The sequence below is a fragment of the Flavobacterium sp. XN-5 genome (genome assembly GCF_008033395.2).
GTDB lineage: Bacteria > Bacteroidota > Bacteroidia > Flavobacteriales > Flavobacteriaceae > Flavobacterium > Flavobacterium hiemivividum.
The window spans coordinates 38,598-58,999 of sequence record NZ_VOGZ02000010.1 but is presented as its reverse complement, the minus strand read 5'-3'; the positions used below and the strand labels follow the sequence as shown (position 1 = coordinate 58,999).

Sequence of the window (20,402 nt, the reverse complement as noted above, 5' to 3'; positions counted from 1 at the left end):
TTGAAAAAGAGACTTCGCAATCTATTTTGGCCAAAGCCATAAAAACAGCATTCTAAATGTAAATTTGCGAAAGCGCAATCAATACTATAGAAACCAACGCCAATGCTAGTCCCACATAATTTCTGGTGCTCATTTTTTCTTTAAAAACAAGAATTCCTATAATGCTCCCAAGAATAATTACTCCCATATTCATTGCCGCAAATACGGTCGAAGGATTGTCAGAAAAGGCTTTATGGGATTTTAGGTAAAAAAGGATATTCCCAAAATTAAATGCGCCTACAAGTCCACCAAAAAGAATATTGATGGCTGTTAAGCGTGCTTTTTGAACAATTACATCATATAAAACAGCTCCAATCATTAGTGTCAACGCTATTGCAAAAATTACTAATAACGAACTCGTAAATGGAAGACCAGTCGATAAAGCGATTTGCTTGAAAAGGATGTCTATGAGTCCAAATCCCATTAGTACTGTAGCAGGATATATCCATTTATTGCTGGTATTGGCAGCTGGTTTAGAAAGGATGAGTAGTAGGGCAGGAAAGCCTATCAAAAAGGCCGTAATCTTTAATAGATTGAATTCTTCGTTAAATATAAGCCAGGCTGCAAGTAGCGGTATAAAAAGTGAAAGCCTTTGGGCAGCATCTGTTTTTACGATTCCCATGTGTTTTATAGAGGCCGCTAAAAAAATAAATATTGACGGAAGTAGAATTCCAAGCGTAACATAGATAGACCATGGCGCTGTGTCATCTATGGTGCTTAAATCAGGGCTAAATACCAGAAAACAAAGTCCTATTGCAAACAGGTAATTCCAACTTACAATTTGGATCACGCTGATATTGTATTTGCGGGATAATTTAAAAATTACACCTACCGTGACGCTGCATAAAATACTTAATAGAAGAAATAACATAGACTGAAAATTAGTGGCTATAAAAGTGAATTGCTATTAATGCTCTTTTGTTTTATAAAATATTCAATTTAGAACTAAAAAAACTCCAGCAGTACTGGAGTTTTATAGGTATAAGAAGAAACGAATTACGCTTCTTCCATGGTGTGATAAACGTTCATGACGTCATCATCTTCTTCCATTTTTTCGATCAATTTTTCTACATCAGCCATTTCAGCTTCTGTTAGTTTTTTAGTGATTTGAGGAATTCTTTCAAAACCAGACGAAAGGATTTCAAGATTGCGGTTTTCAAGTTCTTTTTGGATAGTTCCAAAACTGTTGAAAGGCGCATAAATTAAGATTCCATCTTCGTCTTCAAAAACTTCTTCAGCACCAAAATCAATTAATTCTAGTTCTAATTCTTCTGGATCAAGTCCTTCAGCTGGGATTCTAAAGTTACAAGTATGGTCAAACATAAACTCAACAGAGCCTTGCGTCCCCATATTTCCATTGCATTTATTGAAATAACTTCTCACATTAGCAACGGTTCTATTGTTGTTGTCAGTAGCAGTTTCAACTAAGATCGCAATTCCATGTGGAGCGTAGCCTTCAAATAAAACTTCTTTATAGTTGGCTGTGTCTTTATCGGTTGCTTTTTTAATAGCACGTTCTACATTCTCTTTCGGCATATTTGCTGCCTTAGAGTTCTGAATAACGGCTCTTAATCGTGAATTAGCTTCAGGATTTGGTCCGCCTTCCTTAACGGCCATTACTATGTCTTTTCCAATTCTAGTAAAAGCTTTAGCCATTGCTGACCAACGTTTCATTTTTCTCCCTTTTCTAAATTCAAAAGCTCTTCCCATTTCTTATTTATTATATTGAGTTGCAAAAATACAGTTATTCCGTATTTATACCAAAAACCTGTTCTGTTCTTTTTATGTATTTCGATATTTTTTTCCTTTTTTTATCATTTTGTTGACTTCAATTCATCTATTATCGCAATGGCTTCATTCAAATAGTGGTTTTTTCTCAAGTCCTGCAATTGAAATTCATTGTTTGCTTTTTCAGTCGGATTAATAGTTAACAGGTAATTATTAAGTCGGCAATTATGGATAATCAATTTGTTTGTTTTTGTATCGAAAGCATTTATTTCCTGCCATAATTCATTGATTTCAGCCTTGTCATTAATGATGCTCGCTAGGGTAAGCGGTCTTGAGATTTTTGGGGTGTTCATTAAATTATCAATTTTAGTATTGAGTTCTTTTATTTCGTTGAAATACGAGTTGGCAGCGATTCTATTGGTACTTTTTTTAGCAATTTTTTCTATAACGCTATTTTCTTGGAATTTATTAAACCTTATAGAAGTTACTATGCTGTCATTTTTAAAAGCAGTAGGATAGTTGCGCTCTTTGTCATATATAGTTTCATAAATTTCAGGGACTAGGACATTGGGAATTATGCCAATAGCTTGCACACTTTTTCCAGTTATTCTATAAAATTTATTAATGCTAAGTTTCAAAAAGTTTTCCTCTTCATCATCGTCTAAAGGAACTATGGACTGCATTGTCGCTTTACCAATTGTCGCACTACCTAACAATACTGCCCGATTGTAATCTTGAATTACAGAGGCAAAAAACTCACTTGCTGAAGCCGAATTTCCATTTACGAGTATTACAATTGGGTCTTCATAAATCATTCCTGGATAGGGATCATTGATTATCATCTGCGCTTTTTTATTGTCCAAAATAACTGAAATAGCTCCAGTATCGAGAAACATTCCAGCAAGTTTTATAGCTTCTTCCATCGAGCCACCACCATTGTCTATTAAATCAATGATTACACCTTCAATACTGTCTTTTTGAAGTTTTAGAACTTCTAGCGCTACATCTTCGGCACTTCCTTTGCCGTTGTTTCCTTCAAAATCAGCATAAAAAGCGGGGATTTTAACATAGCCATAGCTGCGTTTTTTATGAGTGATTAGAAAACTGTAAACTGCATTTCCCTTGTCTTTTAAGAGTTTTTTCTCTATTAGTACATCAAAGTTTTTACCTGTGCTTCTTCTCAGCGTCAACACTATTTTTTTATTAGCATCAGATAGAATCATATTCGAAATTGATTCTATACTGGAGCAGGAAACTTGCAATGTTTCTTTGAGGTTAGAAATCGCAATAATCTGGTCCCCTTTTTTTATTGCTCCAGTTTGAAAAGCAGGACCGTTGGGATCTAATTTGATAACTATAATTTCGTTGCGACTGTTCAAACTTACGTTTAGTCCTAATGATAAATGTTCTTTGGATAAAGAAGCCATAAAACTGGATTTGATATCCAAGTTAAAATAGTTAGTATGCGGATCAAAATAACTGCAAAAGTGATCAAATACACTAGTTTCTAATCCTGGTTTTCTTTGGAGTATCGCATTTATTTTACAAATCTCATTTTCGATAATTAGAAATTTAGTTTTTTTTTCTAATGTGGAAAAGTTAGCTTCAATTGAATCTAATTTGATGTTTTGAGAAACAATTTCTTCCAGAATCTCATACTTAATTTTTTTTCTCCAAGCGCTTTCAACTTTGTCTGCTTCCAGATAAAATGGAAATGCTTTTTTGTAATACCGAATCGTATCCTTTTGGCTATAATCAATCACATCAGTTTTCATTTTTTCTAAAATGGTTCTGTTTCTCAAAAGGCCGGTTTTATAAAGCGAGACAATATCTGAGCTAAAGGAGCAATCGTTTCCCTTAATTAAATCGTCTAACTGCAAGCGGTATTTATAAACAAGCGACTCGTATTCTGATTTTAGGAAAACAGTTCGAGAAGGATCAAGGCCGTCGATGAAGGAATCAAATACATAGGTTGACAAACTATCGTCTATCGGTTTTGGCTGTATATGGTAATTCTGAATTAGTGTGTTTATTTTCGAAAGTAAAATACATGCGTCCCTATCATTCTGGCCAAAAAGCGAAAATGCAGCGAGGAAGAAGACTAGAGTTATTTTTTTCATCTTCGTTTAATAATTTTCAAAAACAGCTAAAAGCTAAATAATTTTTGGGATACCTAAAGTTACGTAAAGTGCTATACAGTAACTAATTTTAAAGTGCTATTTAAATAAAAAATTAGACATAAAGTAAGAGAGGATATTGCAAAAAAAAACCGCCAATTCGATAATTTTTAAAACATCTTTGTAGATGTAATGGAAAATTAACGAATTAGCGGTTTAGTACTAAGTATTGATTTATTTCTTGTAGAAAGGTAATTTTACCACTTTAGCAGGTACATCGTTTTTACGAATTCTAATAAAGATATCGCTATCCACGGCACTATTTACTACGGTTACATAACCCAATCCAATTCCTTTATTCATAGATGGAGACATTGTTCCTGAAGTTACAATACCGATTACAGCTCCAGTTGCGTCTACGATTTCGTAGTCATGTCTTGGCACGGCACGTTCTTGCATTTCAAAAGCAACAATTTTTCTAGTAACGCCTTCTTCTTTTTGTTTTTTCAAGTTCTCAGAATTAGTAAACTCTTTTGTGAATTTAGTAATCCAACCCAATCCAGCTTCTAATGGAGAAGTTGTGTCGCTAATGTCGTTCCCGTACAAACAGAAACCCATCTCAAGACGCAAAGTATCACGTGCTGCTAAACCAATTGGTTTGATTCCGAAAGCTGCTCCAGCTTCAAAAACTTTATTCCAAATTGCTTCTGCTTGGTCATTTTTACAATAAATTTCAAAACCTCCAGAACCTGTATATCCAGTTGCCGAAATGATTACATTATCAAAACCAGCAAAATCACCCACTTCAAAATGGTAATAAGGAATTGCAGCTAAATCTAATGATGATAAAGGTTGCATTGCTTCAACAGCCTTTGGCCCTTGAATAGCAAACAAAGAATAGTCATCTGAAAGGTTTTTCATGTCAGCATCTACATCATTTCGAGCCGAAATCCATTCCCAATCTTTTTCAATATTCGAAGCATTTACCACTAACAAATACTCTTCTTCTTTCATTTTATAGATAATCAAATCATCTACAATTCCGCCATCATTGTTTGTCAAGCAAGAATATTGCGCTTTACCAATTGTCAAAGTCGATGCATCATTAGAACAAACTTTTTGGATCAAAGCCAATGCATTTGGACCAGTAAGCAAGAATTCCCCCATGTGAGAAACATCAAAAACTCCCACAGCATTTCGCACTGTTTCGTGCTCAGCATTCACTCCTTCATAAGTAATTGGCATATTGTATCCAGCAAACGGAAGCATTTTAGCTCCTAAACTTTCGTGTATGTGCGTAATCGCAGTATTTTTCATTGTGTGTTTGTATAAAATTTGAAGTCGCTAATTTATTGCTTTTTTATGGAGTGGCAAAGGAGAGCGGGAGCAAAGTTAAAAGATTCAATCGTTTTCGAAAACTCGCATTAATTTTTCAATAAAATTGTTTTTCGGAGCTATTCTAGCTATCCACTGCAAGTCCGCGCCTCGTCACGCCAAAGGGCGCCACGAGACTGTGGGCTTTCTATTTCTATCTGGGCTAGGGCAGTGGTGCTCGGTTCAACTCAGGATTTCCTATTACGAGTTTGCGAAAATCCAGAATATTTACAATAGAATTCTATCGATGATGAATTATTCGAAAGATTCCTCTTTTTCTAATTTTTCGAGTAAGGTCGCTTTAACTATTGTAAAAGCATAATCTCTTGCCTCCGCAAATGAAATGGCGTATTTGCGTTCGATTTTTTGCATTTCGATAGGAAAGGAAGCTAGCAATTTATCGTAATATGTATCTAATATTGCAGCTGAAGGCATTTCAAAATTGATGCGCAATTGAAACCTTCGCATCAGTGCAATATCAATAATTTCGGGGTGGTTAGTCGCGCAGATTAAGAGGGCGTTTTTAGGGAAATAATCGATTAATTGGATAATGGTATTTACTAATCGACGCATTTCGCCCACATCATTATCATCGTTTCCTCTCGCTTTTCCTATTTGGTCAAACTCATCCAAGAAAAGTACTGTTTTTTCTCTTCCAGCTTTATCAAATACTTGCTTGATGTTTTGTGATGTTTCACCAATTCGAGAACAAACGATATTACTTAAATTCAAGCTGAGAATAGGTTTGCCAAGTGCATTTGCAATTGCTTTAGCCGTGGTTGTTTTTCCGCAGCCAGAGTTTCCTTCTAGTAGTATCTTGTTGTTAACAGGCAAGCCGTATTTAGTAAGGGCGTCAACATATTTATGCTCTTTGACAAGTTGCTGAATTTGCTTTTGGTTGTATTCGTTAAGGAAAATGTCATCCAAAGAAACAATTTCTTTGTCGTTGATGATAAGATTAAATAGCTCCATTGTCGTATTGCTGTTTTTTTGCCTGCAAATTTAAACAATAATAACAAATAGGATTATTAATTTAGCTATCTAAAAATTTGACTAAAAGTAGCAGTCATCAAAGTACTTGTACTGTAGAATTTTTAATTTGATTGATAGTAATAATATTTATTTATTTATTTATTTATGATTCTAATGTATATAATTGCGGCAATAGTTGTTGTACAATGTAGTACTTTATGAATATAATCTGGACAAGGGACAAGTGTTGCAATCTCAACGAAACTTTTACTATTAAGTCATTTTTTATCTCGTTTGTATTTTTATCCATTTGGTAATCTCAATTAATGCTGTAGGTGAGAATGTTTGTTCAATAGCCGCATATTCCGCTGGAGAACCGGTTTTAGATTCTTGAAATAAGTGATTCAAGCCAGATAATTCCATTGTGGTTGTGTTTTTATTTCCTCCTTTTGTTAAAGCGTTTTTTATTGCCGTGAGATTTTCTTTTGGTGGAACTTGTAAGTCTTTTTCGCCATTAATAGCTAAGACTGGACATCGTACTTTTTCTAGTGCTGGCGCTGGATTATATTTTAAAAAGTACTGCATCCACGGACTTGTAATTTGATCTACTTGTAAGGAAACATAAGCCTCTTTTGACATTCCGTTTGGAATTTTAGCAGTAGTATCATTTTTTAGAAGTTCATTTATTTGGTTTGTCAGTGCTGTTTTTAGCTTTTGATCGTCATTTGAATTTACGACCATTTCAAAAAGTACTTTGTTGTTCTGAATTGTTTTTTTTATGTCGGTTTCCGTTGCGCCGTTTGCTCTTGCAATTAGCGATTGTTGTAGTAACAACAATTGGTCTCCTTGAATTCCTGTTCCTGCTAAAAGCACAATAAAACTAACGTCTTTTGATTTTGAAGCAACCATAGGGGCAATTAGACCACCTTCACTATGACCTATTAAACCAATCTGTTTTTTGTTGATTTCTTTTCTGGTTTTCAAATAACTAATAGCACTTTCTACATCGGTGGCAAAGTCGGCCGAAGTAGCGGTTTTAAAATCTCCTTTGGATTTTCCAACACCTCTATCGTCATATCGTAGCACTGCAATTCCGTTTTTGGTTAAATAGTCAGAGATAACTAGAAATGGTTTGTGTCCTAATAATTCTTCATCTCTGTTTTGAGGACCACTTCCAGAAATTAAAATCACTACAGGAAAGACACCTTCTTCTTCAGGAAGCGTTAAGGTTCCCGCTAAGGAAATGCGTGCTTTTGGATTCTCAAATGTTATATCTTCAGAATAATAGGAGTACGGTTTTGAAGGCTCTTGTGGTCTTTTTATGACTTCCTTATCGATGGCTTTTCTAGATAAATTCATTGGGAATTCTTGGCCTGCTTGTTTAAAAGTTCCAATGATTTCGTTTTCTTTTAATTCGCCTTCGTATGCAATTCCGGCGTTTGCAATTTCAAATTTAATTCTTGAGTTTTCAAAAGTTGTTTTGGTCACAGGAATCCCTTTTGCGCCTTGATCAGGGCTGTCCATTGACGCGCTAAACGTATTATCCGATTTGGTTACATTAAAAACAAGTCTTAACTGTGTTCCTTGCACTTTTAATACACCATTCCATTGTCCAGTAATATCTTGTGCTCTAACTGTAAATGAGGATAAAAGTATAATCAGTAAAATTGAAAATGTTCTCATGTAATTTATGTTTAATTTGTTGTATTTTTCTCCTAGAAAGAAATAACTTAATATTTCGCTGCTTGACCATCTTTAGGCAATGATTGCTTTATGAACTCTCTAATGTCTTCATTAGCAGTTTCTAAATCTTGCTTTCTTAAATACATCATATGTCCACTTTCATAGCCTTTCCAGCTCATTCTATCTTTCAACTTTCCGCTGGGGTCCATTTGCCATAAATTGTATTTCGAATTAAAATAATCGCAGGCACCATCATAATATCCGGCTTGCACCATGACATGTAAGTATGGATTTTGAGCCATCGCCTGACGAAGATTTTCTCCTGTTTGATCATTTGATCTATCCCAAGGATGCACTGGACCAAACATATTGTATTTAAAGTCGGTTTTGTAATTCAAATTATTTCGAAGATAAATATTGATGGCGGGAGTAAAAGAGTGTAACCATGAAGTTAGCTCAGCGTTAAAATCTGGTCGGTCTCCAGCGTCCTTGCTGTCGATTCCTTTGTAACGAGAATCCAGTCTTCCTACAGTAAAGCCCTGTTCTCTTAAAAGTTCTTTCCAGAAATAATTAAAGGGAACATCTAAGTTATTCTGCTGCACCGCTTTCTCTGAAAGTCCAGAGTAGCGTGCTATTTTTGTCGCTATCTCTTTTCTTTTTCCTTCCTCTAGAAATCCACCTTTGCTAAGTGCGGGTAGTAACTCATTCATTGTAAAGTCTTCGACTTCGGGCAACATTGCGGTTAAGTCTTTGCTTTGCAAATCGGCAGGCAGCATTTTGTGATACCATGCTGTAGCGGCAAAATAAGGCAATTTAAGAGCAGCATCAGCAGCGACTCCGCGAGTTATTCCTAAGGTTGTAGGAGAAACTAATATAACACCATTTAGATACATCCATTCACTGTTTTGCAATTCGAGTGCAAGTCCAGAAACACGTGTTGTTCCGTAGCTTTCGCCGATTAAGTATTTAGGTGAAGCCCAGCGCTCCGTGCGAGTTACAAATCCGCTAATCCAATCGGCAAGGTATTTTACGTCGGCATTTACTCCAAAAAAGGTAGATTTAGGCGTTTCCTTATTTGTCATTCTGGAGTAGCCTGTATTTACTGGATTTACAAAAACTATATCGGCAACATCTAAAATAGAATATGGATTTTCTTTTATTCCATAGGGCTGCAATGGATATCCTTCGTCATCAATATTTAATAGGGCAGGACCAGTATAAGCGATATGCATCCACACGGAAGCAGATCCTGGGCCACCGTTAAACGAAATTACTAGAGGTCGTGCCGCACGATTTTTAACATCAGAGCGTTCATAATAAGTATAAAACAATCCTGCAATTACTTTGCCTTCTTCATCCCAAACAGGCATGGTACCCGTCGTTGCTTTGTAAGGGATTTTTTGACCTTTTATAGTGGTAGTATGGTTAGTGACTACACTTTGGTCTGGATTAAAAATGAGATTCGAAGAGGAACTACTCTCTTTTTTAGGTTCTTTTGATTCTTTAGACTGTGCTGTAGTTTGTTGAGCATACGAAGTGCTGATGCAACCAACTAAGATTAATAAAAATAATGTTTTTTTCATGAGCTTATAAAACTGGTTTAATGGTAAGTATAATTTGAAGTTACTAAAGTATTATATTTTAAATGAAGAACAAATACTGACTACAATATTTGTAAGAATCTATAGCATATTTTATTGGACGCAACTAGTTTGATTTTAAAATTCGTAATTTTATGCAAACAAATTCCACGATGAAACTCATAACTGTTGACGAAATAGAAATACGCAATCGCTACAAAGCAATTGATAGCCAAACCCACAAAGGCGCTCAAGGCCATGCATTAATCATTGCGGGAAGTTATGGGAAGATTGGGGCTGCCGTCTTAGCTTCAAAAGGTTGTCTAAAAACGGGCTGTGGCCTAGTAACTGCTTTTATTCCTAAGTGTGGCTACAATATTGTTCAAATAGCAATTCCGGAAGTTATGGTCATCACGGATGCGGAAAGAAAATACATTTCGAACATTGTATTCGATATTAAACCGCAAGCGATAGCAATTGGTCCTGGATTAGGGCAGGAGGAAGCGACGCAAAAAGCATTTCACGAATTTCTAATTACCAATAACATTCCGCTAGTGGTTGATGCGGATGCACTTAATATTCTTTCCAAAAATAGATCGTGGCTTGCCTTATTGCCGGCTAAAACAATTCTGACACCACATCTCAAAGAATTGGAGCGACTAATTGGAAGTTGGGATTCAGAGGAAGAAAAATTAGAGAAAACAATTACTTTCTCTATGCAGTACGATGTAATAGTAGTTATGAAAGGTGCTCCAACGCATATTATTAATGCCGAAACGGTGTACAGGAACACCACAGGAAATGCCGCCTTGGCAACAGCCGGAAGCGGTGATGTACTAACTGGAATGATTTGCAGTTTATTGGCACAATCTTATGAGCCTATTGACGCGGCAATTCTCGCGGTCTATCTTCATGGATTTACCGCAGATATTGCTTTGCCAGAAATAGGGACTCAAGCTTTTATCGCTTCGGATAGTATTGAAAATATAGGTAAAGCATTTTTGGGGATAGAAAACAGTAATAAATAATTGTGCTTGTACTACAATTCGTCGTAGTTATTCGTACGTTTGCATCCCTGCTTTTAGTACAATTAATAATAGATTATGGAAAACAAATCCGATCTTAGAACCGTAAATGTTACACGGTATATTACCCCTTTGCGAGAAGGTGGTTCGTTGCCAGCATTGGCGGAAGCCGACGATGATTTTAAATATGTTTTAAAATTCAAGGGTGCCGGACATGGTGTGAAAGCCCTAATCGCCGAATTGATAGGCGGTGAAATTGCACGTGTTTTAAAATTACAGATTCCTGAGTTAGTGTATGCTAATCTCGACGAAGCTTTTGGACGCACTGAAGCCGATGAGGAAATACAGGATTTATTGCAAGGAAGTCAAGGTCTTAATCTTGCCTTGCATTTTCTTTCTGGAGCCATCAATTTTGATCCCGTTGTTACAGTAGTAGATGCTAAACTAGCCTCTCAAATTGTATGGTTGGATGCATTTATTACAAATGTAGATCGCACTTTTAGAAATACTAATATGTTGATCTGGCATAAAGAATTATGGCTTATCGATCATGGGGCAAGTTTCTATTTTCATCATTCGTGGACAAATTGGGAGAAGCATGCGCAAAGTCCGTTTGCACTGATTAAAGACCATGTGCTGTTGCCACAAGCTTCCATGTTGCAAGAAGCTGATGCTTTATTCAAAACGATTTTAACAGCCGAAACCCTTAAATCTATAGTAAACCTCATTCCTGTAGAATGGCTTGATTGGCAAGATACAGACGAAAGCCCTGAGGAAGTGCGCGCGGTGTATCTTCAGTTTTTATCCATGCGCCTGAACCATTCTCAAATTTTCATTAAAGAAGCCCAAAATGCAAGAGAAACACTTATATGAGTACTCGGTAATCCGCGTTGTACCAAGGGTAGAACGTGAAGAGTTCCTCAATGTAGGGATTGTTGTTTTTTGCAAGAAAGCAAAATTCATCAAAATGCTTTATACCATTGACGTCGCAAAGATGCAATTGTTTTGTGGGGAGTTAGACCTAGAGCAGCTGCAGTTAAACCTAGAATCTTTCCAGAAAATAGCTCATGGAAGCAAAGAGGGCGGACCCATTGCACAATTTGATATTCCATCTCGTTTTCGTTGGTTAACGGCTTTGCGCAGTTCGGCGATTCAAACCTCTAGACCGCATCCTGGATTATGTGATGATTTAGAAAATAAAACAGAATGGTTATTTAAAGAAATGGTTTTATAATTAAATATTAACTCCTTGAAAATCTATTAATTAAGTTAGTGATATTATATTGGTTAGATTATATTTTTTTCTAATACCATAAATTCCAGAGGTGTTTGTAAAATCGGAATATGAACATCGCTTACTGGAAAAGGTTCTCTTGCTCCTGTATCTAAATAACCGTGACGTTTGTACCAAACAATCAATTCTTCGCGAAGAGAGATAACCGTCATTACAATTTTGGGTAAATCCAATGCTTTTGCGTGAATCTCGGCTTGATGTAGTAATTTTTTTCCAATGCCGCTATTTTGTATCTCGGGCGAAACGGTGAGCATTCCTAAATACAATTGCTGCTCTTTTTCGATCAATAAAACACAGCCTACAATCTGGTTTTTCTCCGTGAATTTTAGTAGTGTGTTGTTCGTATTGGCTATAATTTCTGCTAATTCCACCTCAGTAGTACGGCTGCCTTCCAAAAGTTCGGCTTCGGTGGTCCATCCTTTTTTAGACGATTCGCCACGGTAAGCAGAGTTGATTAATTTATTTAAGCTCGAAATATCTTTGGGTTTCGCTTTTGTAATCATGTATGTTTTCTAAGTTCGGTACTGTGGCTATATAATTTTCAAAGATAAAAAAATGAAGGCTTAATTATCTTGAATTTTTGTAGTTATTATGATGTGATGTGTTTTTTTCAATGCTTCTATTTTTATTACAATTCTAATTATCTGATAGAGTAAAAGCTGTTCTAAAAACTGTAGTAATAAATTCACTTCTCAATTTCATTACCAGCAATTAGAATTTGTTTAAACTTAGAAACAAAAAAACCGCTACACTGCTGTAACGGTTTTGTAATCAAATGAGTTAAAACCTTATTTAGGCATAACTACGGTATCAATTGCATGAATAACTCCGTTTGAAGCAGCTACATCAGCAAGAATAACTGTTGCAGTCCCTCCATTTGCATCAGTCAACATCACTTTTCCGTCCTTCAAGCTTAAGGTAATGGTACCTCCTTGAACAGTTGTAACAGTGTATTTTCCGTTATTTTTGTTTATTGCATCGATTACCGTTGCAGCATCAAATTTTCCTGACACAACATGGTAAGTCAAAACGGATTTTAATTTATCAGCACTTTCTGGTTTTAATAAGCTATCTACAGTTCCTGCTGGAAGCTTTGCAAATGCAGCGTTATTTGGTGCAAAAACCGTAAAAGGACCTTCGCTGCTTAATGTTTCAACTAATCCAGCTGCTTGTACTGCTGTTACAAGGGTAGAGAAGTCTGCATTATCAGATGCGACACCTACAATGTTTGGTGTTTCTGCAACGGCCATTGTATCAACTACAACGGTTGTTGAATCTGTCATATCCATTGATTCCTCTTTTTCTTTTTTCCCACAAGAGGCAGTGATTAATCCTACTAGCACAAGAGTACTAAATGTTTTTGCTAATTTCATAGTTACTATTTTTAGTTTAAAATTAATTAATAGGTTCAAATATAGTTCTTTATATCTTTTGTCTAACATTATTAACAAAAAATTAAACATTTTATTGTTAATGGCTTTTAAATAACTGCTATTGAGTTCTTTGATAACTAGAAATAAGAGGTACTATTCATGGATTGAACCCGTAGAATTTTTTATAAAATTTTCATGAAGTTTAGCCTGATTTAGTAATATTATAGACTGATATAGATGATTAAAACTTCTTTTTTTAGATTACTATTATTTTTTAAGAGCTATAATTCCGCCAACTCCTTATCTTTGTTTATTGCAGTTTAAAAGAAATAGAATGATACTAAATAGAAAATTTATCCTCAAAGGGGCGTTAAATGAGCAATTTGCATTGGATTTAAGTTATTCTGAATCTCCGGAACAAAAAGGGATAATTATTTTTTGTCATGGATTCAAAGGCTTTAAAGACTGGGGTTGTTGGTCAATGATAGCCGATTATTTTGTGAAAAATGGTTTTGCCTTTTTAAAGTTCAATTTTTCGCATAACGGAATGGGACTTGAAGATTCAGTCGAATTTACTGATCTCGATAAATTTGCCAAAAATACTTTGGGTAAAGAAATGGAAGATATAAAGAGTGTAGAGCAATTTATAGTCAATGAATTACCGGAATTTTTATCGAAAATTAACACTAAAAAAATTTTTATTATTGGTCATAGTAAAGGCGGCGTTTCGGCATTATTGTATTGCACTCAATATGAAACTAAAATTGAAAAAGTATGTACCTGGGCGAGTCCATTTGATTTTCATCGTTCTTGGAATTCCAAATTTATTGATAGCTGGCGAGCTGAAGGCGTTCAGTATATTAAAAATGCGAGAACAAATCAGATGATGCCGTTGCACATTGAAGTCTTGGAGGATATAGAAACCAATAAAGAAAAGTATAGCTTGCTTAATTGGAGTAAAAAGCTCCAAATTCCGTATTTAATAGTTCAAGGGACAAATGATGAAGCCGTAAAAATGGAAGAATTCAATTTGCTAAAGAAACATTTTACCAAAGCCAAAAATCATATTATTCCTGAAGCCAATCATGTTTTTGGAGCTTCACATCCCTGTACAGCGACAGAATTACCAGAACATAGCGAAGAATTGGTTAGAGTCACTAAGGAGTTTTTCTTGAGCTAGTTACCTTCTCAATTTCTATTTCATTAATTTTTGAATAAATATTGTGCTTTAACATTTCCCTTTTTTTGTAGAAATGGAAGAAACAAATTTTAGATTAGAGATGTTATTTCGTAGCGTGGTTTTGTATTTTTGATACGATCTCAATATAAAGTCTACTTACAATTAGTAAGCTTTTTATTGGAAAATCTAAAGTAGCACGTTTAACAGCGAAAAATTAATTCCATTAACTCCTCGATTTCGACGAACGGCTTAGGTACTTTGAAGCAATTTTTCATTTAAGATGTTAGCTACTGCCATTTTTTACATCTCAATTAGATTCTATTTTTAAGGACGTCATAGACATTGAACCACCCACAGATTTATCATTAAATAACGTTATTTTTTCATTTTCTTCTTTCAATGCCAAGGTATAAAGCAATGGCAAATAATGTTCAGGTGTTGGGATAGCTAAATCAAAGGCTTTTCCTTGCGATTTAAAATCGATCAATTTTTGATGGTCTCCACTTAAGATATAGCTTTTCATCTTTTCGTTTGCTTCTGTGGCCCAATCAAAAGCATAATGTTCATTCAACTTTTCCCAAGCGACTAAACGTAAATTATGAACCATATTTCCACTTCCAATTATCAAGACTCCCTTTTGGCGAAGGCTACTTATTTCTTTTGCTAGTTCATAATGATATTTTGGAGGCTGCGAATAGTCTATGCTCATTTGTATTACTGGAATATCTGCATTTGGATAAAGATGACTAATCACACTCCAGGCGCCGTGGTCAAGCCCCCATTTATCGTCTAATCCAACTTCTGTTTTGGTGATGCTATTTTTAGTTTCTAGAGCTAATTCTGGACTTCCTGGTGCAGGATATTGAATGTCGAATAATGCTTGTGGAAAACCACCAAAATCGTGAATTGTTCGTGGAGTTTGCATGGCTGTTACAAAAGTTCCTTTGGTTTCCCAATGTGCCGAAACACAAAGTATAGCATTTGGTCGTAGCAATTCTTCCCCCAGTTTTTTGAATACCGAAACAAATTCGTTTTCTTCGATTGCATTCATAGGACTTCCGTGACCAAGGAACAACACAGGCATTTTGCTTGTGTTACTCAATGTTGAAGTCATTTTATTTAAATCTGTTAAATTCATACTTGAAGGTGTTAAAGGCAATAATGCCATTGTTTTTAAAAATTGCTTTCGATTCATTTCTTTTTTATCAAAAAGTCGTTTTGAGCTGTTTTTTACTCAACCAATTATCGATCGAATATTTCTCTGCTCTAAATTTTAAAAACTGTACTACTTGGCAAATTGTAAGTGAACTACAATGGTTACATCTTTTCCAATGCCAACAGCCGTTGGGTCATAATTGATATTATAATCAAATCTATTGATGACTGTTTGGGCTTTCATTCCTAATTTTTCTCCTTTGTAGCTCTTGGCAATTCCTCCATAAATTACATCAAATATCACGTCTCTCGTAACGTTCTTTATGGTAAGCTTACCGTATAGTAAATACTGGTCTGGTTTGCCAGTCGCTAAAATTTTACTGCTTTTGAAAGTCAAATTAGGATATTTTTCAACTTCAAAAAAGTCGGCACTTTGCAAATGTTTGTCCCGGGCTTCGACATTAGTGTTTATACTTTTTACATCAACGGTAAAATCAAAATTTGCATTTTGTAGTTTTTCTCCGCTTGTAGTTAAGTTTCCTGTGTATTCTAAAAATTTCCCGTTTACAATACTAATTCCGGAGTGGGAAATATCAAAATTTAAGGAAGAATGATTAGGGTCTACTTTCCATTGGATCTGTGCGTAAGAACCTAAAGTTATTAAGGTCATTGCTAATAAATAAACTGTCTTTTTCATAATCTTACATTTAAATTTATTGAATTACAAAATTAGCGATAATGCTTCTATTTTTAATGATACTACTCGGTAGTTGAGTTGTAAATATAGGAAATGAAGCAGGATTTCTTTGAGTTTAGGTTACTCATAGGATTTAAAAATTAGTGACAATTCCAGACCACACTTAAATCTAAGCGTAAGTAATAGTGACGCTACTGCAACGGAGTGAAAGTAGGGGCACGCCCTAAAAAAAAAATGAACTATAAAAAAATCCGATTGGCTTGTACCAATCGGATTTCTATATTTAAGACGGGTACTTTTTAAGTTCGTACCTGCTTAATTTAATCTACAAATGGATTACTTCGCCGTAAGCGTCAGCAACTGCTTCCATGACAGCCTCACTCATTGTAGGGTGTGGGTGAATTGATTTTAGGATTTCGTGTCCTGTAGTTTCCAGTTTACGTGCTACAACTGCCTCAGCAATCATATCCGTAACTCCGGCGCCTATCATGTGACATCCTAACCATTCGCCATATTTAGCGTCAAAGATAACTTTTACAAATCCGTCTGGAGTTCCAGCAGCTTTTGCTTTTCCTGATGCTGAGAACGGGAACTTACCAATTTTTAATTCGTATCCTTTTTCTTTAGCTTGTTTTTCAGTCAGTCCTACAGATGCAATTTCGGGAGTCGCATAAGTACAACCCGGTACGTTTCCATAATCGATAGCATCTACATGCATTCCTGCAATTTTCTCCACACAATTAATACCTTCAGCCGAAGCTACGTGAGCCAATGCTTGCCCTGGAGTAACATCACCAATGGCGTAGTAACCTGGAATATTAGTTGCATTGTAAGCGTTTACAAGAATTTTATCTCTGTCAGTTGCGATTCCTACTTCTTCTAGTCCGATGTTTTCAATGTTAGTTTTAATTCCAACAGCCGAAAGCAAGATGTCTGCTTCTAGGACTACTTCTCCTTTGGCCGTTTTTACAAATGCTTTTACACCTGCTCCAGTTGTATCAATTGTTTCAACAGAAGAGTTGGTCATGATTTTTACGCCTGCTTTTTTCATGGAACGTTCCATTTGTTTCGAAATGTCTTCGTCTTCAACAGGAACAATATTTGGCATGAATTCTACAATAGTAACTTCCGTTCCCATTGAGTTGTAAAAATGTGCAAATTCTACTCCTATCGCTCCAGAACCTACGATGATTATCGACTTAGGTTGTGTCGGTAAGGTCATTGCTTGACGGTAGCCAATTACTTTTACGCCATCTTGTGGCAAGTTTGGCAATTCACGAGAGCGAGCTCCTGTAGCAACGATAATATGGTCTGCGCTATATTCTGTAACTTTTTTGTCTTTGTCAGTAACATCAACTTTTTTACCTGGTTTTAGTTTTCCAAAACCATTAATTACGTCAATTTTATTTTTTTTCATCAAGAATTGAACTCCTTTGCTCATGTCTGAAGCAACCGTTCTACTGCGTTGTACAACTGCAGGAAAATCTTTGTCAAATGATGAAACAGTCAATCCATAATCAGAAGCGTGTTTTAGATAATCAAAAACCTGAGCTGATTTCAGTAATGCTTTGGTAGGGATACAACCCCAGTTTAAACAAACACCACCTAAGTTTTCTTTTTCAATTACGGCTACTTTAAAGCCTAATTGTGATGCTCTAATGGCAGTAACATATCCGCCTGGTCCACTTCCTAAAACAATGATATCGTATTTCATTTTTACAAGATTTTCTAAATTAATTGATTTGGCGAATTTAAGGATTTATTCTGTTTTTGGAAAGATTAGAGGAAACAAAGTTTTAAAGATTGAAATACGATAGGGACGATCAAAAAGGGAATGGGATAAAATATACCAAAGTAATGTGGTATAGTTCTGATAAATAACTAGTTCTAAAACTGGTAGACTCAAGGATATGGATAGTTTGTACTATGGGAATTCGATTTATTTTCGACTCTTTTTTTTCAGATGGGATGATTCCAAATTTCGAAATTAAACTAGTTTTTTACAACTTAGGAGGCTATTTCCACTTATTGAACCACGATATCATATTTGTTTAGCAAGCCTTTTAATCCATCCAGTGAAAATTGTGCTTTTTTGAGTTTTGTCCTGCTGGGGTCTATGGAGTAATTATAACTTGATCGAAAATCGGCTTTATCAGCGATTGCTTTATCAAATTCAGAACGGTATAAATCACAGTTGTTAAAGGAAACCGCCGTTAAATTAGTACTCATAAAGTCAACGGCTACAAGGCTACTATTCGTGAATGTCGTTCCTTTCATTTTCAGGGTGTAAAATTTGGAGAAATCCAAAATACAATCTTTAAAATGCACTTCAAAAATAAGTTTGTCGCACATGGCAAAGTTCATATCGGTCATTTTACAATTAGTAAAAAAGACAGTTCTAAAGGCCACATGATTGATTTTTGCACTATTAAAATTACAGTTATTAAAATTGCAATCGATAAATGTTACAGCAATAAAATTACATTGGGTAAAATCACAATTGGTAAAGGTACAAGATTCAAATTCCTTGAAATTAACTTCCTCTTCACCATAAATGATGTCATTGTATTGTAAATCAAGGTAGTATTCTGGCATTTGTTTTTAAGTATGATTGTGATAAAGAGCAAAAGTACAATTATTAAAATTATAGTTATTTGAGTTTCACTATTTCGAGTAGATTTATAAGTAGAACTGTTTAGAATAAAATGTTTTTTTACAAAGACCATATAATGTTCTGTATAATCACAAAAAATAATATTTTTCTAAAATATTCTCAAAAGTGGTATTCAGCTTAATAATTAGACGGTTATATCCATTGTTTATTTTTAATACCAATTGTTGAAAAATAAGCAATCATAATTGGAGAATAAGGACTAATTACAGATTATTTTTAGGATATTGCTATTGGAAAAATCGCGATTTTACAAAGGACAATACAAGTTAAAATAGATAAGGTAAATAATGAGAATACTACATACTGCCGACTGGCATTTAGGGAAAAAACTGGATCATTTTTCTCGTTTGGAAGAACAAAGAATCGTGATGAATGAAATTTGCACTATTGCAGATAGTCAGCATGCTGATGTAGTGATCGTAGCCGGTGATTTATTTGACACCTTCAATCCGCCAGTGGAAGCCATTGATTTACTTTATAAAACCTTGAAAAGGCTTACTAATAATGGGAAACGGCCTGTAATTGCAATTGCGGGAAATCACGATAGTCCAGACCGAATTGACTCTCCAAACCCTTTGGCACGTGAATGCGGAATTCTATTTGTGGGAAATCCAGATGTTACGATTCCTCGGCTTATTATCGAAAATGGATTTGAAATTACACAATCAGAAAATGGATTTATCGAAATAAAATTGCCGCAGTATGAATTTCCTATTCGTGTAATTACCACGCCTTATGCTAATGAAATGCGATTGAAAACGTATTTAGGAGCCGAAAATAAAGAGGAACAATTAAACCATTTATTACAGAATTCCTGGGCCGCACTTGCCGATAAATACTGTGATACAAATGGAGTTAATATTTTGACCACACATTTGTATATGCTCAAACGCGGCGGTGAAATCTTAGAAGAACCAGATGGTGAGAAACCATTACGCATAGGAAATGCCGATATCGTTTACACAGATTGTATTCCGCCTCAAATACAGTATACTGCTTTGGGACATTTGCATCGCTTTCAAAACATAGGCGGTCATCCCAGTCCAGTTGTTTATTCTAGCAGTCCATTATCTTATAGTTTTTCGGAGGCGGGCCAAGAAAAAAAAATAGTTCTAATTGAAGCGCAGCCAAACCAGGAAGTAAAATACACCGCAATTCCAATAGAATCAGGACGGGCTTTATATAGAAAACGTTTTGAATCTATTGATAGTGCAGTCGAATGGTTGCTCGCAAATCCCTATTGTTTAGTCGAATTGACCTTAGTAAGTGATACTTTTTTTATAACTCAGGATTTAAAGCGAATCCATGAAAGTCATGATGGTATTATATTTATAATCCCAATTGTGAACAAGGACGTAAATAGGAATCAGCAAACGGCCAAAGTTAATTTAGACCAGGACATTCAAGGATTATTTAAAGATTATTTTGTTTCCAAATACAAACAAGAACCTAACGAGGAACTGTTTGCATTGTTCAACGAAATTATTGGAAGCCAAGCTAAAAACGAATAA

The 20,402-nt window shown here is 35.3% G+C and carries 18 protein-coding genes; 5 read left to right on the top strand and 13 right to left on the bottom strand.

What is annotated here, in order from left to right; all coding sequences use genetic code 11:
• Positions 1 to 52: 52 nt before the first annotated feature.
• From FQU23_RS14555 to FQU23_RS14525, 7 genes are all read right to left on the bottom strand, one after another.
• On the bottom strand, positions 53 to 910 hold the full coding sequence (locus tag FQU23_RS14555; RefSeq protein ID WP_147674467.1) for an EamA/RhaT family transporter: 858 nt from the start codon (positions 908 to 910) through the stop codon (positions 53 to 55).
• 125 nt (positions 911 to 1,035) lie between these two features.
• A complete protein-coding gene (locus tag FQU23_RS14550; protein ID WP_132112632.1) occupies positions 1,036 to 1,749 on the bottom strand; it encodes a YebC/PmpR family DNA-binding transcriptional regulator in 714 nt (237 codons plus the stop codon).
• Positions 1,750 to 1,853: 104 nt separating this feature from the next.
• The gene (locus FQU23_RS14545) at positions 1,854 to 3,887 is read right to left on the bottom strand and encodes a S41 family peptidase (protein WP_147674466.1); all 2,034 of its coding nucleotides are present in this window, start codon (positions 3,885 to 3,887) and stop codon (positions 1,854 to 1,856) included.
• 231 nt (positions 3,888 to 4,118) lie between these two features.
• Entirely contained in the window at positions 4,119 to 5,201 is a 1,083-nt protein-coding gene (gene gcvT / locus FQU23_RS14540) for a glycine cleavage system aminomethyltransferase GcvT (protein ID WP_147674465.1), read from the bottom strand.
• A gap of 312 nt (positions 5,202 to 5,513) precedes the next feature.
• Positions 5,514 to 6,230 carry an AAA family ATPase gene (locus tag FQU23_RS14535; protein WP_147674464.1) on the bottom strand — a complete coding sequence of 239 codons (717 nt, stop codon included), beginning with the start codon at positions 6,228 to 6,230 and terminating at the stop codon, positions 5,514 to 5,516.
• A gap of 285 nt (positions 6,231 to 6,515) precedes the next feature.
• On the bottom strand, positions 6,516 to 7,913 hold the full coding sequence (locus FQU23_RS14530) for an alpha/beta hydrolase family protein (protein ID WP_147674463.1): 1,398 nt from the start codon (positions 7,911 to 7,913) through the stop codon (positions 6,516 to 6,518).
• A gap of 47 nt (positions 7,914 to 7,960) precedes the next feature.
• Positions 7,961 to 9,496 (bottom strand): S10 family peptidase, encoded by a 1,536-nt coding sequence (locus tag FQU23_RS14525; protein WP_147674462.1) that lies wholly within the window; start codon positions 9,494 to 9,496, stop codon positions 7,961 to 7,963.
• Between the two features lie 152 nt (positions 9,497 to 9,648).
• Here FQU23_RS14525 and FQU23_RS14520 point away from each other — a divergent pair, with 152 nt between their 5' ends.
• From FQU23_RS14520 to FQU23_RS14510, 3 genes are all read left to right on the top strand, one after another.
• A complete protein-coding gene (locus FQU23_RS14520; protein ID WP_410503923.1) occupies positions 9,649 to 10,521 on the top strand; it encodes an NAD(P)H-hydrate dehydratase in 873 nt (290 codons plus the stop codon).
• Between the two features lie 75 nt (positions 10,522 to 10,596).
• Positions 10,597 to 11,391 (top strand): HipA family kinase, encoded by a 795-nt coding sequence (locus tag FQU23_RS14515; protein ID WP_147674461.1) that lies wholly within the window; start codon positions 10,597 to 10,599, stop codon positions 11,389 to 11,391.
• The gene (locus FQU23_RS14510) at positions 11,369 to 11,752 is read left to right on the top strand and encodes a DUF3037 domain-containing protein (RefSeq protein ID WP_147674460.1); all 384 of its coding nucleotides are present in this window, start codon (positions 11,369 to 11,371) and stop codon (positions 11,750 to 11,752) included. The genes FQU23_RS14515 and FQU23_RS14510 overlap by 23 nt, the downstream gene beginning before the upstream one ends.
• A 53-nt stretch (positions 11,753 to 11,805) precedes the next feature.
• Here the strand turns inward: FQU23_RS14510 and FQU23_RS14505 are convergent, their stop codons facing one another.
• Positions 11,806 to 12,315, bottom strand: coding sequence for a GNAT family N-acetyltransferase (locus tag FQU23_RS14505; protein WP_147674459.1), 510 nt, complete (start codon positions 12,313 to 12,315; stop codon positions 11,806 to 11,808).
• A gap of 285 nt (positions 12,316 to 12,600) precedes the next feature.
• The gene (locus tag FQU23_RS14500) at positions 12,601 to 13,185 is read right to left on the bottom strand and encodes a fasciclin domain-containing protein (RefSeq protein WP_147674458.1); all 585 of its coding nucleotides are present in this window, start codon (positions 13,183 to 13,185) and stop codon (positions 12,601 to 12,603) included.
• Between the two features lie 334 nt (positions 13,186 to 13,519).
• Here FQU23_RS14500 and FQU23_RS14495 point away from each other — a divergent pair, with 334 nt between their 5' ends.
• Positions 13,520 to 14,365, top strand: a complete 846-nt coding sequence (locus tag FQU23_RS14495; protein ID WP_147674457.1) for an alpha/beta hydrolase family protein — start codon at positions 13,520 to 13,522, stop codon at positions 14,363 to 14,365.
• A gap of 307 nt (positions 14,366 to 14,672) precedes the next feature.
• Here FQU23_RS14495 and ygiD read toward each other — a convergent pair whose 3' ends face one another.
• The 4 genes from ygiD to FQU23_RS14475 all read right to left on the bottom strand — a co-directional run bounded on the left by ygiD (position 14,673) and on the right by FQU23_RS14475 (position 18,812).
• Entirely contained in the window at positions 14,673 to 15,560 is an 888-nt protein-coding gene (gene ygiD, locus FQU23_RS14490) for a 4,5-DOPA dioxygenase extradiol (protein WP_147674456.1), read from the bottom strand.
• Between the two features lie 90 nt (positions 15,561 to 15,650).
• Positions 15,651 to 16,217 carry a YceI family protein gene (locus tag FQU23_RS14485; RefSeq protein ID WP_147674455.1) on the bottom strand — a complete coding sequence of 189 codons (567 nt, stop codon included), beginning with the start codon at positions 16,215 to 16,217 and terminating at the stop codon, positions 15,651 to 15,653.
• Between the two features lie 325 nt (positions 16,218 to 16,542).
• Positions 16,543 to 17,931 carry a dihydrolipoyl dehydrogenase gene (lpdA, locus tag FQU23_RS14480; protein WP_147674454.1) on the bottom strand — a complete coding sequence of 463 codons (1,389 nt, stop codon included), beginning with the start codon at positions 17,929 to 17,931 and terminating at the stop codon, positions 16,543 to 16,545.
• A gap of 311 nt (positions 17,932 to 18,242) precedes the next feature.
• On the bottom strand, positions 18,243 to 18,812 hold the full coding sequence (locus tag FQU23_RS14475; protein WP_147674453.1) for a pentapeptide repeat-containing protein: 570 nt from the start codon (positions 18,810 to 18,812) through the stop codon (positions 18,243 to 18,245).
• 366 nt (positions 18,813 to 19,178) lie between these two features.
• Between FQU23_RS14475 and FQU23_RS14470 the strand changes: the two genes are divergently transcribed.
• Positions 19,179 to 20,402 carry an exonuclease SbcCD subunit D gene (locus FQU23_RS14470; protein ID WP_147674452.1) on the top strand — a complete coding sequence of 408 codons (1,224 nt, stop codon included), beginning with the start codon at positions 19,179 to 19,181 and terminating at the stop codon, positions 20,400 to 20,402.